The 15,865-nt window shown below is 36.6% G+C and carries 14 protein-coding genes and 1 pseudogene; 9 read left to right on the top strand and 6 right to left on the bottom strand.

The features are described from left to right. Nucleotides 1-49: 49 nt before the first annotated feature. From NZ923_07655 to aroC, 4 genes and pseudogenes are all read right to left on the bottom strand, one after another. A complete protein-coding gene (locus NZ923_07655) occupies nucleotides 50-967 on the bottom strand; it encodes a hypothetical protein (protein ID MCS7229891.1) in 918 nt (305 codons plus the stop codon). A gap of 237 nt (nucleotides 968-1,204) precedes the next feature. Continuing rightward, nucleotides 1,205-1,468, bottom strand: a pseudogene (locus NZ923_07650) (BMC domain-containing protein). Nucleotides 1,469-1,491: 23 nt separating this feature from the next. Continuing rightward, entirely contained in the window at nucleotides 1,492-1,785 is a 294-nt protein-coding gene (locus NZ923_07645) for a BMC domain-containing protein (GenBank protein ID MCS7229890.1), read from the bottom strand. An 87-nt stretch (nucleotides 1,786-1,872) separates the two neighbouring features. Next, nucleotides 1,873-3,057 (bottom strand): chorismate synthase, encoded by a 1,185-nt coding sequence (gene aroC, locus NZ923_07640; GenBank protein ID MCS7229889.1) that lies wholly within the window; start codon nucleotides 3,055-3,057, stop codon nucleotides 1,873-1,875. A gap of 120 nt (nucleotides 3,058-3,177) precedes the next feature. Here aroC and efp point away from each other — a divergent pair, with 120 nt between their 5' ends. The 9 genes from efp to NZ923_07595 all read left to right on the top strand — a co-directional run bounded on the left by efp (nucleotide 3,178) and on the right by NZ923_07595 (nucleotide 14,184). Next, nucleotides 3,178-3,750 (top strand): elongation factor P, encoded by a 573-nt coding sequence (gene efp / locus NZ923_07635; protein ID MCS7229888.1) that lies wholly within the window; start codon nucleotides 3,178-3,180, stop codon nucleotides 3,748-3,750. Nucleotides 3,751-3,916: 166 nt separating this feature from the next. After that, nucleotides 3,917-4,282 (top strand): hypothetical protein, encoded by a 366-nt coding sequence (locus tag NZ923_07630; protein ID MCS7229887.1) that lies wholly within the window; start codon nucleotides 3,917-3,919, stop codon nucleotides 4,280-4,282. 19 nt (nucleotides 4,283-4,301) lie between these two features. Then, the gene (gene rpsU / locus NZ923_07625) at nucleotides 4,302-4,496 is read left to right on the top strand and encodes a 30S ribosomal protein S21 (protein MCS7229886.1); all 195 of its coding nucleotides are present in this window, start codon (nucleotides 4,302-4,304) and stop codon (nucleotides 4,494-4,496) included. A 370-nt stretch (nucleotides 4,497-4,866) separates the two neighbouring features. Beyond that, the gene (gene guaB / locus NZ923_07620; GenBank protein ID MCS7229885.1) at nucleotides 4,867-6,360 is read left to right on the top strand and encodes an IMP dehydrogenase; all 1,494 of its coding nucleotides are present in this window, start codon (nucleotides 4,867-4,869) and stop codon (nucleotides 6,358-6,360) included. Between the two features lie 5 nt (nucleotides 6,361-6,365). Continuing rightward, nucleotides 6,366-7,442, top strand: a complete 1,077-nt coding sequence (locus tag NZ923_07615) for a Xaa-Pro peptidase family protein (GenBank protein ID MCS7229884.1) — start codon at nucleotides 6,366-6,368, stop codon at nucleotides 7,440-7,442. Beyond that, a complete protein-coding gene (locus NZ923_07610; protein MCS7229883.1) occupies nucleotides 7,442-8,668 on the top strand; it encodes a hypothetical protein in 1,227 nt (408 codons plus the stop codon). Before NZ923_07615 ends, NZ923_07610 begins: the two co-directional genes overlap by 1 nt. A gap of 18 nt (nucleotides 8,669-8,686) precedes the next feature. Then, a complete protein-coding gene (gene purD / locus NZ923_07605; protein ID MCS7229882.1) occupies nucleotides 8,687-9,988 on the top strand; it encodes a phosphoribosylamine--glycine ligase in 1,302 nt (433 codons plus the stop codon). Between the two features lies 1 nt (nucleotide 9,989). After that, complete coding sequence (locus NZ923_07600; protein ID MCS7229881.1) at nucleotides 9,990-10,832, top strand: CPBP family intramembrane metalloprotease; 843 nt, start codon at nucleotides 9,990-9,992, stop codon at nucleotides 10,830-10,832. Between the two features lie 28 nt (nucleotides 10,833-10,860). Further along, nucleotides 10,861-14,184: a lamin tail domain-containing protein gene (locus NZ923_07595; GenBank protein ID MCS7229880.1), complete on the top strand. Its 3,324-nt coding sequence runs from the start codon at nucleotides 10,861-10,863 to the stop codon at nucleotides 14,182-14,184. Here NZ923_07595 and NZ923_07590 read toward each other — a convergent pair. Further along, nucleotides 14,181-15,188, bottom strand: a complete 1,008-nt coding sequence (locus tag NZ923_07590; GenBank protein ID MCS7229879.1) for an NAD(P)H-dependent glycerol-3-phosphate dehydrogenase — start codon at nucleotides 15,186-15,188, stop codon at nucleotides 14,181-14,183. The genes NZ923_07595 and NZ923_07590 overlap by 4 nt on opposite strands. Beyond that, the gene (plsY, locus tag NZ923_07585; GenBank protein ID MCS7229878.1) at nucleotides 15,185-15,829 is read right to left on the bottom strand and encodes a glycerol-3-phosphate 1-O-acyltransferase PlsY; all 645 of its coding nucleotides are present in this window, start codon (nucleotides 15,827-15,829) and stop codon (nucleotides 15,185-15,187) included. The genes NZ923_07590 and plsY overlap by 4 nt, the downstream gene beginning before the upstream one ends. Nucleotides 15,830-15,865 lie beyond the last annotated feature (36 nt).

The raw sequence follows: 15,865 nt of genomic DNA, 5'->3' as shown, positions 1-15,865 counted from the left end.
GTTAAAAACTCAAGTTCACTAACTGCAAAGTCGCTAACTCCGAGTGCATTCACTTTTGCCTTATTATATATTCCAATCCCTCCGGGCTAACACTTACAAGATTTAAATGCTCTGACAAGATTATCTGAGGTTTAATAAGTCCTGTTTTGTCATTGACGACATCACGATAGCTGACATAAGCTTTTACCACTGTATCTTTATTTAATTCTGTTGGCACAAGTTTTGAAAGAACCCCACGCACAACAACTTTTATATTCGGCGGGAAAAGTATGACTTCTTTATCTGAAGGTGACTCAATTACATAAACAGGGACAATAAACTCACGCTCAACTATTTGCTCTGCTAAAAACTTAACTTGGGCAAAGTTATCACTTAACTTGATTAATTTTTCGTTCGGATTTGAAATTTTAACTCTCACGCTAATTTCTTGCCCAGTTTTCTCAATTAAAACTTTATCTGTGAACACTGCATCAATTTTTGAGATTACAGATTCAGCGCCCGATATCACAACGCTATCTGGGAAAACCCTTGGCGGATACGCAAAACCTGTGTTTTCTTTATTTATCTCATATACAAAAACGACAGGGACTTTTTTCTCAACTTTTCTGTCCAATTCAAAATTCAATGTCTCAGGTTCTATCCGAAGTATACTGACATTTTCTGGAAGCGGAATTTTAACGCGATGATCGCCAAGCAAATTCAAATTCACATTTCTTTGAACACCTGAGAGATCAATTAAGACATTTGGCTGGGATAAAAAATAAAAGGGCAGGATTTTCCAACCCCGCCCTTTCAACTTGAGATTAACAAATTCGGGATAATTATTCTTTATTGCCCTTTCTGGATGGAGATTTTTTAAAACAACTTTCGCCTTGAAATTTTCCTCATACTCTCCATTAAGATTAACAATAACCCAGAGAAAGAAAGCAAAAAAAACCGAAAGGACGAATGAAACATAGTTTTTCATCTAATTTCAGCCAAACTTCGCTTTTATAATTTTTTCAATTAATTCTTCCTTGGTCGCCTTTGAAATTTCACGACCTGTTAATTCAATTTCCTCAATTTTTCTCGCTATTGATCTAAGTTGCATCACACTAAAATTTTCAAGATAGGAGCGAAGCTCATCTGGAGAATTTGCTTCTGGAAGGTCAACAGGATCAATCTGTGCTTTTCCACTTGAGATATCAGATAATTTTTCAGGATAAATTAACATTTCAAGATCATCAATTGGTCTTGGTATGACATGGACTGAGACAAGTTCTCCAACTCTTTGAGCAGCTGCTGCACCTGCGTCAACCGCTGCTTTAACCGCAGCAACTTCACCAATTATTTTAATTGTGACATATCCACCCCCGATATATTCCTTCCCGACTAATTTGACATTTGCAGCTTTACAAGCTGCATCAGCTGCCTCAATGGCAGCTACAAGTCCCCTTGTTTCTATCATTCCAAGGGCATATTCAATCATAGTTTAAACCTTGTGTTAAGTTTTTACTTTCCCTCGGGTCGCTTCGGTAAAATAAGTTCAACATCAGCATGAGGTCTTGGTATGACATGGACTGAGACAAGTTCTCCAACTCTTTGAGCAGCTGCTGCACCTGCGTCAACCGCTGCCTTCACAGCGCCGACATCACCACGAACCATAACTGTGACATAGCCACCGCCGATAACTTCCTTTCCAATTAAAGTTACTTTAGCAGCTTTACACATTGCGTCAGCTGCTTCAATTGCTCCGACAAGTCCTTTTGTTTCAATCATTCCAAGTGCATCAAGCGTTTCTGCCATATGAGGATTTCCTTAATTTGTTTTTGTTTGGCATCTGAAAAAATATAATCAGTTGTTTCAAAATTATCAAATCAAATTAACCATAAATTACCAAACGATAAAAACAGCGTTCTTGTAATTCTTCTTCAGCTCACGAATGCTATCCCCTCCAAATTTTTCAAGGACAGCGTTTGCAATAATTGGAGCAACTACGGATTCGGCTATTACACTTGCAGATGGAACTGCGCAAAAATCGGAACGCTCATATCTTGACTTCGTTTGTTTTAGCGACTTTAAATCAACACTCATCAATCCTTTAATAACTGTTGAGATTGGCTTCATCGCAACTCTTAAAACTATTGGTTGACCGTTTGTCATCCCACCTTCTATTCCGCCAGCACGGTTTGTTTTACGATAAATTACTCCATCTTTTACAAAAATTTCATCATGCACCTCCGAGCCAAATTTTGTCGCATTCTCAAACGCCGGTCCTATCTCAACACCTTTAACAGCTTGGATTGACATAATTGCCTGCGCCAATAGCCCATCAATCTTTCTATCCCATTGAACATAACTTCCAAGCCCAACTGGTAAGCCTGTAATGAAAACTTCAAAAATTCCACCAACTGTATCACCATTTTTCATCGCCTCTCTTATAACATTTACCATCTTTTCCCCAACAACCTTATCAATACATCTCACTTCAGATTTATCAGCTAATAAACTCAATTCAAAAGCACCTTTGGATTTGCGAATTATTTTAAGAACTCGTTTCTCAAGTTTATTTCTATCATCAAATCCAGCATATCCTATCTGAATAACATGGCTTCCGATGAAAATTCCAAGTTCTTCAAGCAATTTTCTTGCGATTGAGCAACACGCCACCCTTATAGCTGTCTCCCTTGCGCTCGCCCTTTCAATTACATTTCTTATATCGTCAAAACCATATTTAAAATATCCTGCAAAGTCAGCGTGACCAGGACGAGGAATTGTTATCTTTTCAACATCATCGCTAGCTTTCTCTATTGACATCTTCTCTTTCCAATTTTCCCAATCACGATTTTTTATCATCAATGCTATTGGGCTTCCGATTGTTTTCCCATACCTTACGCCAGAGATAATTTCAACTTTGTCATTCTCAATTCTCATTCTTCCCCCGCGCCCATAGCCCATTTGTCTTCTTTTTAGATGAAAGTTTATATAGTCAGCATTTATCTCAAGTCCAGCTGGGATGCCTTCAACAATTCCAATAAGTGCTTGACCGTGCGATTCGCCAGCTGTTAAAATTCTTATCATCGTTAAGAAAAATTTTTTTGAAAAAATTAAACAAGCGGATTTCTATTTGCAAATAAACTCAACCAAAACTATATTTTTAAAAAGGAAACTCCGCCAAAAATAACAGGAGGTAAAGCTATGGTAATCGCAACTGAATTAAGGGAAGGTATGGCAATTAGAATTGAGGGAACGATTTACAAAGTCATTGAGGCAAAGGTCCACGCTGGAAGCGGACAAATGCAAGGTTTCGTATCAGCACGACTTTTGAACCTTTCAACTGGACATTATACGGAAAGAAGATTTAGAACAGATGAAAAAATTGAAGATGTTGAACTTATAAGAAAACCAATGGAGTATATTTACAACGATGGAGATTTGTATTACTTTATGGATCCGCAAACTTATGAACAAGTCGGAGTGCCGAAAGAATCATTGGGGAACTTCGCAAAATTTCTAAAAGAAGGAACAAAAGTAGATGTTGAATTTCTCGGTGAACAGCCCGTTAGCGTTAGATCTCCAAAAACGGTTGACCTTAAAGTTATCCTAACAGGATCTGGCGTTAAAGAAGCACAAGATAACACAATGAAAAGCGCAACGCTTGAAAACGGCATGGAAATCCTCGTCCCACAATTTATCAAAGAAGGTGAAATTGTAAGAGTTGATGTTGAAACAATGAAATATGTTGAAAGAGTGACTCAGAAAAAAGTTTAAACCAGTGCTCATTTATCTACACCCGTATTTTACTTATAAGCATTCGCTTGAACGAAAGGGAACCCCCATCTTAATTTTGTTTTCTCACTGCCCCAAAAATCGCTTGATATATTTGCAATTTTTTTTTATATTTTTAACGATACAATAAATCATTAAATTTTTCGCAATGAAGATTCCAAGGCAAATATCGCGATTTTGCGAGTATTGTGGAGGCAAGCAAAAGTTCAAGTTCAGAGGGAACTTTGAAGCTGAACCGGATAGCAAGCTTTGGTATGTTTGTCAAAAATGTAAACATGTTGTCCTCGTTTCCACAGAAGAGCTAAACCTACAACAAAATGAAACTTCGCAGGAAAATTACAGAATTTATTCAGCAGAGGAAACATATGAAGTTGGAGAATTAATTTACCACACAGAATGGCAGGACTACGGAAGAGTCAAGAAGAAAGAAGTATCCTCAAGTGGCTACAGCATAATCGTTGTTGAGTTTGAAAAAATTGGTCAAAAAAAACTTGTTGAAAACTTTAAACAATAAAAAAAGCGAGGTGATAAAATTGGTAGGCATAATAGTTCAAGAAGGAGAATCACTTGACAAGGCATTAAAAAGGTTCAAGAAAAAATATGAGCAGGCAGGAATCCTGCGCGAATATAAGCGAAGAACTTTTTACACTCCACCATCCGTGAAAAAGAAAATGAAAAGAGCAAAAGCGATCCGCAGAAACCAACGCATAATGATGGAACAGATGTAATTTAAAACAAACTCTTTCTCTGCTTGTGAATAAGAAAAAAAGGCAAGTGCTGAAGAAGCACCGAAAGAAAGAGAAAAAAAGAAAAGAAAAAATGCGCAAACTCAGAGAAATGCTTGCTCAAATGAAACAACAAGAGCAAGCACAAGAAACTTAAAACTTATTTTTCAGCTCTGTAAAAATATTTCCTTCGGAACGAGTCAAACAAGAAAGATATAATTCTTGCGCTGTTAACTTAAGTTGCCTGTAAAATCGCACACTTGAAGTAGGGCCATTTTAAAAATTTGCACTAAACTTACAACAAAATGCTCGTTCCGAAGGAAGTTTTATTTTTTATAGCGAAACTTTGAAACAAATATTTCTTTTAAAACCCATGGGCAAGATCGGTAAATTATGGAGAAAAAAGGTCTTAGGTTTTGCATATACTTTTGATGATGTCCTTCTGGTTCCAGCTAAATCAAATGTCCTCCCGAGAGAAGTTGATGTGTCAACATATCTTACTAAAAATATAAAGCTAAATATCCCACTTGTAAGCGCAGCAATGGATACAGTCACAGAATCAGAGATGGCAATAGCAATTGCACGAGAAGGCGGGATCGGAATAATTCACAAAAATATGACGATTGAAAAACAAGCAAGCGAAGTTGACAGAGTTAAACGATCAGAAAGTGGAATGATATTAAATCCCATAACGCTGACACCTGATAGAAAAGTTCGCGAAGCCCTTGAGATAATGAGTCATTATAAAATTTCTGGAATACCTATAGTTGATTCAAACGGAAAACTCGTTGGGATTTTGACAAATCGCGATTTAAGGTTTGATCCTGATCCAGAAGCGGAAGTTTCTAAATACATGGTAAATTCAAATTTGATAACTGCTCCCCTTGGGACAACGCTTGAAGAAGCCGAGAAAATATTGCAAAAGCATAAAATAGAAAAGCTTCCAGTTGTTGATAAAAATGGTTATCTTCGTGGCCTTATAACATTCAAAGACATTCAGAAAAAGAAAAAATATCCAAACGCTTGTAAAGATGAACTTGGTCGCCTCAGAGTTGGTGCAGCTGTTGGAATTAAATCAGATACGCTCGAAAGAGTTGAAGAGCTCAAGAAAGTAGGAGTTGATGTGATAGTTATAGACACTGCCCATGGTCATTCTAAAGGTGTAATAGAAATGTTGAAAAAAATAAAGAAAAAGTTTCCAGAACTTGATGTCATCGCCGGAAATGTTGCAACTGCTGAAGCAACCCTTGATCTCATAAAAGCTGGGGCTGATGCAGTTAAAGTTGGAATAGGTCCTGGCTCAATTTGCACGACAAGAGTTGTCACAGGTGTTGGTGTTCCTCAAATTACCGCTATTATGAATTGCGCAGAAGTAGCAATGAAATATAAGATACCAATCATAGCAGACGGCGGAATAAAGCAAACTGGAGACATCGCAAAGGCAATCGCAGCTGGAGCCGACTCCGTAATGATCGGGGCATTGTTCGCTGGAACCGAAGAAAGCCCAGGTGAAAAAGTCTTATATGAAGGAAGAAGTTATAAGGTTTATAGAGGAATGGGATCAATTGAAGCGATGAAGGCAGGAAGTAGCGATAGATATTTCCAAGATGTTGAAGACGATATCAAAAAACTTGTCCCCGAAGGTATTGAAGGCAGAGTTCCATACAAAGGTCATTTAAGCGATGTCGTTTATCAAATGATCGGTGGTCTAAGATCTGCTATGGGCTATTGCGGTGCAAGGAACATTGAAGAAATGAAGACGAAAACTAAATTTATCCTGATGACAAGCGCTGGCCTCAGAGAAAGCCATCCACACGATGTAATAATCACAAAAGAAGCTCCAAACTACAGCATATCAAATCTCTAAGTGAGATGTCCCAAACGAAAATCAAACTTGAAAAAGTTAGACGAAAACTTGATGAACTTAAAATTGACGCTGTTCTAATAACTCACCTTCCTAATATAAGATATCTAACAGGATTTTCCGGTTCCTCAGCGCTCTGCGTCATAACAAAAACAGATGCGTTTTTCATAACTGACTTTAGATATGAAGAACAATCAAAACAGCAAGTAAAAGGTTTTAAAAGATTTATAGCAATTGGGAAAACTTCAATTGACTTGATTTATGAAGAAAACATTTTCGGCAAAGTTAAAAAAGTTGGATTTGAAGCACATCGCGCGTCTTTCTCGTTCGTCCAGGAGTTGAAGAATAAGTTTAAAAATCTAAAATTCGTCCCGACGAAAAATTTCATTGAAGAAATTTCCGCAATCAAAACCGATGACGAAATTGAAAACATAAAATCTGCAATTAAAATAAGCGAAAAAGTTTTTCAAGAAATTTTAAAAATCATCAAACCTGGAATATCTGAAATTGACATTGCTTCTGAAATAACATATCTTCATAGAAAATACGGAGCAGAGAAAGATGCTTTTGACATAATTGTTGCAAGCGGTTGGAGAAGTGCACTACCCCACGGAGTTGCCACTGATAAAAAACTTAAAAAGGGGGAACTTGTCGTAATTGACTTTGGATGTGTTTACAACGGTTATCATTCAGATATAACACGAACAATATCTATCGGAAAACCTTCGGCCGAAGCAAGAAAAATTTACCAAATAGTGCTTGATGCTCAAACCAAAGCAATTGAAAATGCAAGAAGTGGTCTTAAGGCAAGTGAGCTTGATTCCATCGCAAGAAATTACATCAAGCAAAAAGGCTATGGTAAATTTTTCGGACATTCGCTTGGACACGGGATCGGAACAGAAACACACACGCTTCCGAGGATAGCACCAAAAAGTGATTATATTCTGCAAAATGGAAATGTTATAACAATTGAACCAGGAATTTACATTCCAGGATTCGGTGGCGTTAGAATTGAAGATGATATCCTGATAAATTCAAATGCGTCAATTTTAACCTCATTGCCAAAAAATTTAATTGAAATCTGATGCCAAGAAGGGTTCTGATGATAACTTATTACTTCCCGCCAGTCATTTACGGGCCAAGCTTAAGAGTTTTCAACTTTGCGAAGCACCTTGTAGAGTATAATTGGCACTCGTCAATTTTGACGCTTAACCATTCCATATTTCCAGTGCTTAAAGATTTCACTCTCTCCGAAGATTTGAAGGAAAGCAATACAAAAACATATACAGTAAATCTTATAAAACCAATCTCAACAATTGCATCTTTAAATTTTCCAGAACTAAAAAAACCGTTGATACCGCGAGTTTTATATTACATCGCTAAAATTTTCGGCATTAGTGAACCTGAAGAAGTTTGGAAGTTAAAAGCGATCAAATTCGGTGAGAAAATTTTAAAATCTCAGCGATACAATGCGATCATTGCTTTCTACCCCCCATTTTCAACAGCTCAAGTCGGGGCTCACTTATCCAAAAAATTCAAGATCCCGCTTATAATTGACTATTCCTCAAATCCATTTCAAAAGAAATCACTTACTTCATTAGAAAGAAAATTGTTAAGAACCGCATCATCGGTCACGGTTGACAACAGAAAGATCAAAGATCAACTTCTTCAAAATTATCTTTTTCTTGACTATAACTCCGTTAAAATAATTCCAACTGGTGTAGATTTTTCAGAGTTTGAAAACCTACGCCCAACGGAAGACGAAAAATTCACCTTAACTTTATCTTATGGAAAAATCACTGCGAAAAAACTCAAATTAATTCTAAACGCATTATTTCACCTCTCGCGTAAAGAACCGCTTTTTAAAAAATTGCTTTTGCTTAATTTAATCGGCGTCCCATCAAATGAAATTCTCAACTTGATTAACCGACTTCAACTGAAGGAAAATGTTAAAATTTACTTGAACTTACAACGGGAAAATTACATAAAAATTCTTCTCTCCTCCGATTTTCTTATCTACCTGGACGAGTTTGATATCTCAAATGTCCCTTATGATTACTTAGCAACGGGAAAGCCGTATATCGCAATAATAAATGGACAGAATAATTTCAGATACATAATTGGCGATTACAAAAACTCGCTTATAGCCGACGCAAGTGATTTTTCATCAATTACAACCGCATTTGCTAAAGCCTTTGAATCTTTCATTAACCACAGAATACCTACTCCGAAGATATATCCAGAAAATTACGATATTAAAAAGGTCATAATAAATCTCGTTCGTGAACTTGAAATGTTCACAGCTGATTAAAACAAAGAGATACAAACGATGAAAATTCTCGTTGTAGGTTCAGGGGGACGGGAGCATGCGCTGGTTTGGAAAATCGCACAATCGGAAAAAGTTGAGAAAATTTATTGTGCTCCCGGAAATGCGGGAATTTCTGAAATTGCTCAAACTGTGCAGATCAAACCTGAAGATCTAAACTCGCTTTTAAATTTTGCAATTGATCAAAAAATTGACCTTACCGTTGTAGGACCTGAATTGCCACTTTCTCTTGGGATCGTTGATCTTTTTGAATCACGCGGATTAAAAATTTTTGGACCACGGAAACTACCTGCTGAAATTGAGAGCAGTAAAGTTTTCGCGAAAAATTTCATGAAAAAATACGGCATACCGACAGCGAATTATGAAACCTTTACATCCGAAGAAAGCGAGAAAGCGAAAAAATTTGTCCAAAGTTTAAATCTACCTATCGTAATAAAAGCAGACGGCCTTGCAGGTGGAAAAGGTGTAACGATATGCGAAACAATTCAAGACGCAATAAGTACGATTGATTTATACTTTAAAAATAAAATTTTTGGCTCTGCTGGAGAAAAAATTGTGATTGAAGAGTTTTTAAATGGTGAGGAAGCATCTGTCTTTGCTATAACAGATGGTGAAGATTTCATCATACTTGCCCCAGCGCAAGATTATAAGCGAGCTCTTGATGGCGACAAAGGTAAAAACACCGGAGGAATGGGTTCATACGCTCCAACTCCGATCGTAAACGCAGAAATACTTGAAAGAGTAAAGAACGATATCATCAAACCAACAATTCAAGGTTTAAAAAATGAAGGTAGAGAATACAAAGGATGCCTATATTGTGGTTTAATGCTAACAGAAGATGGCCCAAAGGTTCTTGAATTTAACTGCCGTTTTGGTGATCCAGAGACACAAGTTGTGTTGCCTTTATTAGAAGGAGACATAATTGAGATGTTTTTTAGAGCAATAGATGGTAGGATAAAAACTTTTAATTACACTATTAAAAATGCAACAGCCGTATGCGTTATAATTGCATCAGCAGGCTATCCTGATAACTACGAAATCGGTAAAGAAATAAAAGGGCTTGACGAGGCGAAAAAAATTAACGATGTCATTTTATTTCATGCTGGAACGAAAAAAATCAATGGTAAAATCGTAACTTCAGGCGGACGCGTTATAGGAATCACCGCAATCGGAGCAGAAAATGATTTTGAAAACACAATTAAAAAAGCTTATTCAGCAGTTGAAAAGATAAAGTTTGAGGGAATGCACTATAGAACCGACATAGGCAAAAAGGCAGTTGAATTCTTAAAAACAAAGAGAGGATAAGATGTCCTCAATTTTTGTAAATGAACAAAATAAACTGCGCAACGGCTGGAAAATTTTGCTTTTCATAATAACTTTCGCCATCTCCATCGCAGTAGTAAGTTCAATCTTCAGCTTATTTTTCCCAATTTACGATTTCATAATTAGCGAAATCATTGTGCTGGTTTCAGTGATAATCTCCAGTTTTATAATGATGAGGTCTTTGGAAAAGGAAAGTTTGCTTAACATAGGTTTAAAATTTAAATCTGGAACCACTTACGAAATTGTGCTCGGTTTGATTTTAGGTTTTCTGATGATAACAGTTGTAGTCCTCCCGAACATAATTCTTGGTTATTATAGATTTGATCTTGCGCCGAATCGTATAATACCGCAGATTTTTGAAGCGATATTATTTTTTACGCTCGTTGCGTTTGCAGAGGAGATGTTGTTTCGTGGCTATCCTTTTCAGAGGTTAATTGATGGAACTAATCCAACTATTGCCACACTAATTTTTTCATTTGTTTTCTCATTGGCACATTTTCAAAATCCAAATATCAATGTAATTGCAGGCTTAAATATCTTTCTTGCTGGCATATGGCTTTCGGTATCATATATCAAAACTCGTTCCCTATGGCTTCCAATTTCACTTCACTTTTCCTGGAACTTCTTTCAAGGTTATCTTTACTCTCTCCCGGTAAGTGGAACAACTTTGATAGAGCCGATTTTTGATGTTGAAATAGCGGCTGAAAATTTGATATCTGGTGGAGATTTCGGTCCAGAGGGAAGTTTACTTACGAGCTTGGTGCTTGTCATTTCAACTGTATTCATTATAAAAAATCCTCGTTTAAGCAGTGAGCAAATTTCTTAATATATACCTTTGCTTGTTATTTTCGCTTGTGGTGAAATCTTTTTCACAAGGTGTTGTAATAAACGAAATAATGAATGCCCCTCAAGGCGGAGAACCGGAATGGATAGAGATTTTGAATTTCTCAAGCGAGCCGATCAATTTAAAAAACTGGAAAATATCAAATAGAAATACATCCACAAAATACACAATCACATCAACTGATTACATCCTTCAACCAGATAGCTATGCAGTTATAACAAGAAGCGACACTATTTTTTATTTCCACAGCATACCTTCCAAGGTTTTCATAGTTTCCAGAATGCCGACTTTTTTATTCAGAAACGATTCCGATGCGGTGGTGATTTTTGATTCAACCGATGACATTGTTGACAGTGTTTATTACAAAAGAACTTGGGTCGTCAGTGGATATTCAATAGAGCGAATTTATCCAAACGGAAACTCAAATTTAAGATCAACTTGGGGAACTTCCGTTGATCCAAAAAGAGGGACGCCTGGACGGAAAAACAGCATAATGGCTAAATATAACGATGTCGCCGTGAGGACATTTACAATTGAACCTTCTCAAGTTCTCCAAGGTCAACCTTTTAAAGTCAAAGCGACTGTTTATAACATCGGGATAAGAACAGCTGAAAATTTAAAAGTAGAGTTCTATGTGGATTTGAACAAAAACTCCATTTTTAACGAAGATGAAAAAGTTGGTGAAACTACGATTTCACAACATATTGAATCAACTGATTCAACTTCTTTTGAAATTAACATTTCCGGCTTAATTTCTGGAGATTATCAATCACTCTTAAAAGTTGTTTTCAGTCCAGACGAAGATACTACGAATAATTCCGTGAGAAAATCCATATCAATACTTCCACCTCCTCTTTCCTTCAATTCCATCGTAATTAACGAGATAATGTATGCTCCGATTTCACCAGAATCGGAGTGGATAGAGCTTTACAACAGAACTGGGACATCAATAAACTTGAAAAACTGGAGAATTGGGGATTCTCAAACCTTACGAACGATAAACATTGACTTTATCTTAAACCCGAACGATTATGTTGTTTTATCATCAAGAGATACGATCACCTCAATTTATCCATGGCTTAGGGATAGAGCAAACAAAATTTTAGTGATTTCCCTTCCTGCATTCAATAATGATGAAGACGCTGTGCGAATTTATGATCAATATGGGAACTTAATTGATTCGGTTTATTACTTTTCAAGCATGGGCGGAACAAATGGCTTCTCACTTGAGAGAATTTCACCAGATAAACCTTCAAACCTTGCCTCAAACTGGGGCACTTCAAAAAGTCCCTTTAGAGCTACACCATTACTTAAAAACTCGCTGACTCAAAAAAACAAAGATTTGACTATCACAAGCATACAACATTCAAAACCTGCTCTTAAATCAAACCCGGTTGAAATAAACATTTTCGTCAAAAACATCGGAATTTCGGCAATTAAAGATTTTACAGTTAAACTTTTTAACGACGAAAACACAGATAAATTACCTCAACAAAATGAATTGATCGGTGAAAAAATTAGCAACTTAAATCTTGCCCCAGGTGATTCAATAAATCTTAATTTCTACTTCACACCAGGCTTTGTAAAATCATATAACTTAATTGCCACCGTTTCACATCCCGAAGACGAAGATACGCTTAATAACACACTTCATAGCCGGCTTGAGATTTCGTATCCAAGCGGGACGCTTTTGATAAGCGAGGTCATGTTCGCTCCAATCGGCGATGAACCAGAATGGATTGAAATCTACAATGCAAGCAAAGATATCGTAAATCTTAAAAACTGGAAAATAGCTGATGTCGCTGACAATATCACGATAACAAAGAATGATTTTTTCATCTTGCCCAATCAATATCTTGTGCTATCAAAAGATAGCTCAATCTTGAGTTTCTATCCGACATCATTAAATGTGCTGACGCTTTCCTTGCCAACCTTAAACAATCTTGGAGACGCTGTTGTAATTTATGATCACACTGGATTTAAAATAGATTCACTTTTGTATTATGGAAACTGGGGCAAAACAGGTTTCTCAATTGAACGAATTGATTTTGAAGAACCAACTACAGATTCATCAAATTGGTCAATTCCATCTGATTCTGTAAAAGCGACTCCGAGCAGGGAAAATTCATCAAAGCGAAAAAATTTTGACTTGAAAATCCAATCTGTTGAAATTCCCTCTTCAATAGATCAAGGCGAAATTTTAAGAGTTCAACTTACAGTTCAAAATTTCGGACTACAACCAGTTAATGAGTTCTCCATAAAAGTTTATAAAGATTTAAACTTTGATTCCACGAGCACAGAAAATGAAATCATCTTTGCTCAAAGCTTTAAAATCACGCTAAATAAAAAAGATTCCGTTAAGTTAAATTTTGAAATCGCAAATCTCGCCGATGGGGAGAACCTGGTTATTTTCACGATTGACCTTCAACTTGATGAAAACCCAAAAAACAACAAGGTATTAAAAAAGGTAAGAGTTAGTTTCCCAACGAATTGTATTGTCATAAACGAAATTATGTTTGAACCGCTTTCAGGATATTGTGAATACATTGAATTATACAATCGTTCTACTAAGCCCGTGAATTTGAAAAATTGGAGATTTAACGATATGAGGAATCAATCTGGACAAGCTAACTTTGCCACAATCTCACCGCTTGATTTAATTATCAACCCGAAAGAGTATCTTGTTTTAGCTGCTGATTCAAGTTTTCATAGATACCTTCAACAGGGCGATTCGGTAGATTTCAAGCTTGTTATACTTAACAAAAGTTTGAGCTTAAACAACGATTTTGATGATATCGTCATCACCGACTTAACGGGAAAAATAATAGACAGCGTGAGATATTTTTCAAACTGGCATAGTCCTATTGTTTGGGACAAAAGAGGTAGAGCACTTGAAAAAGTAAATCCGAATTTAGCTTCATCAGAAAGGTCAAGCTGGATGACTTCATCCGCGAAAGTTGGAGGAACACCTGGGCGAAAGAATACCGCTTTTATTGAAGCTCCAAATGAATTGGGAACAGCAAGAATTAATGTCTCCCCAAATCCGTTTTCCCCTGACGGCGATGGTTTTGATGATGTTTGCTTAATTTCGTATGATTTGCCATTTAACTCTGGAATTCTAAATGTGAAGATATTTGATTCATACGGGAGACAGATAAAAACCCTTGCTGTTAATCAATTTACCAACAAAAATGGAAATTTACTTTGGGACGGGACAGACGATAATGGCAAGATAGCAAGGATCGGGATTTACATTATTTTATTTGAAGCAATTTCTGAAAATGGAGAGACATTTAAGCGTAAATTTACTGTTGTCTTGGCAAAGAAACTTTAAATTTTAATTCCCCACACTTCTGGCTTTGCGCTTCTGGTCATCAATTCATATGTTGCTCTTACTGGATCTTTACCTTTGAATAAGATATCATAAACTGCGTTTGTTATAGGCATCTCAATTTCCAATTTCCTTGCAAGTTCAACTGCGGAAATCGTTGTCCACACGCCTTCTGCGACCATGACCATATTTTTTAAAATATCATCAAGTTTTTTTCCTTTTCCGATTTGTTCTCCAACGAATCTATTTCGGCTGTATTTACTTGTGCAGGTGACGATTAAATCACCAATTCCAGAAAGACCTGAAAATGTTTCAAACCTTGCTCCCATTGCCATTCCTAATCTAACGATCTCAGCTATTCCCCTTGTCATCAGAGCAGCTTTTGTATTATCTCCGAAACCTATGCCATCCGCAATTCCAGTTGCGATTGCAATTATATTTTTCAAAGCCCCGCCGAGCTCAACACCTATGACATCATCAGTTGTATAAACACGAAAATATTGATTCATAAAAACACCTTGAACAAGCTTTGCGACATCTTTATTTGAAGAAGCAACGACTACAGCAGTTGGCATTTTCTGGCTCACCTCTTCAGCATGACTCGGACCGGATAAGATACAGTAATTCTCATTGACCTTCAAAACATCAAACAATATTTCGGAAATTCGCATCAAAGTTTTATTCTCAATTCCCTTTGCGACATTAACCACGACTTTATCTTTACATTTTTCAAATTCCTCCCTTGATAAAAATTCCCTCAAATGTTGCGTCGGAATAGCTAAGACAATTATTTCAGATTCATCTATTGCCTCGTTCAAGTCAGATGTTAATAAAATTTCATCTGGAATTTTAATCCCAGGAAGGTAAAGAATGTTTTCGCGGTTTGATCTAACTTTTTCAAGATAATCACTCCTTCTAAACCACAATTTAACATTATGAGCATTGTCATAAAGTAAAAGCGAAAGCGTAGTCCCCCAGCTACCTGCTCCTATTACAGATACTTTCATGGCTTTTTACTGAAACTTATCTTGTTCTCCGTCCCAGAGAGTAAACGCTTAATGTTGCTTTTATGACGATAAACTATAAGAACCGCAAGCACAGTTCCGAAGATCAAAAGAGTGAGAAAGTCATTATGCTCTAATTTTAAAACCTTCTCAGTAAAGATGATCACAAACGGAAAAGATATGGCTGAAGTAATTGAACCAAGCGAGACATATCTTGTTAATCCAACGATTATGATAAAAACTAAAAAAACGATCAAAAAATCAAGTGGAGCAATCCCAAGCAACATTCCTGCAGATGTGCTTACACCTTTTCCGCCTCTGAATCCTGCAAATATAGTCCACATATGCCCGACCACAGCAAAACATCCCGCTATTATTTGAACAGTTGTTAAATTCAAAAACATTGTTTCGGTATAAAACCATTTAGCTATAAAATAAGTTGCAAAGAATCCCTTAAATGCATCAAACAAGATAACGAAAATTCCCCAACCCAATCCCACAACTCTTATGACATTTGTCCCACCTGGGTTTCCACTTCCATAGTTTCTTATATCAATTCCCTTGACAAGTTTACTAACGATTATGCTTGTTGGAATTGAACCTGCGAGATAGCTGAAAAGAATTATCAAAGCGAGATTAAGCACAGTGAATCCTTTGCGATTTAATTTTAAAAAATTTAA

Origin of the sequence: Candidatus Kryptonium sp. (genome assembly GCA_025060635.1) — a bacterium.
Lineage (GTDB): Bacteria > Bacteroidota > Ignavibacteria > Kryptoniales > Kryptoniaceae > Kryptonium.
The sequence above is the reverse complement of the archived record's forward strand: the minus strand, read 5'-3'. Positions and strand labels throughout refer to the sequence as shown.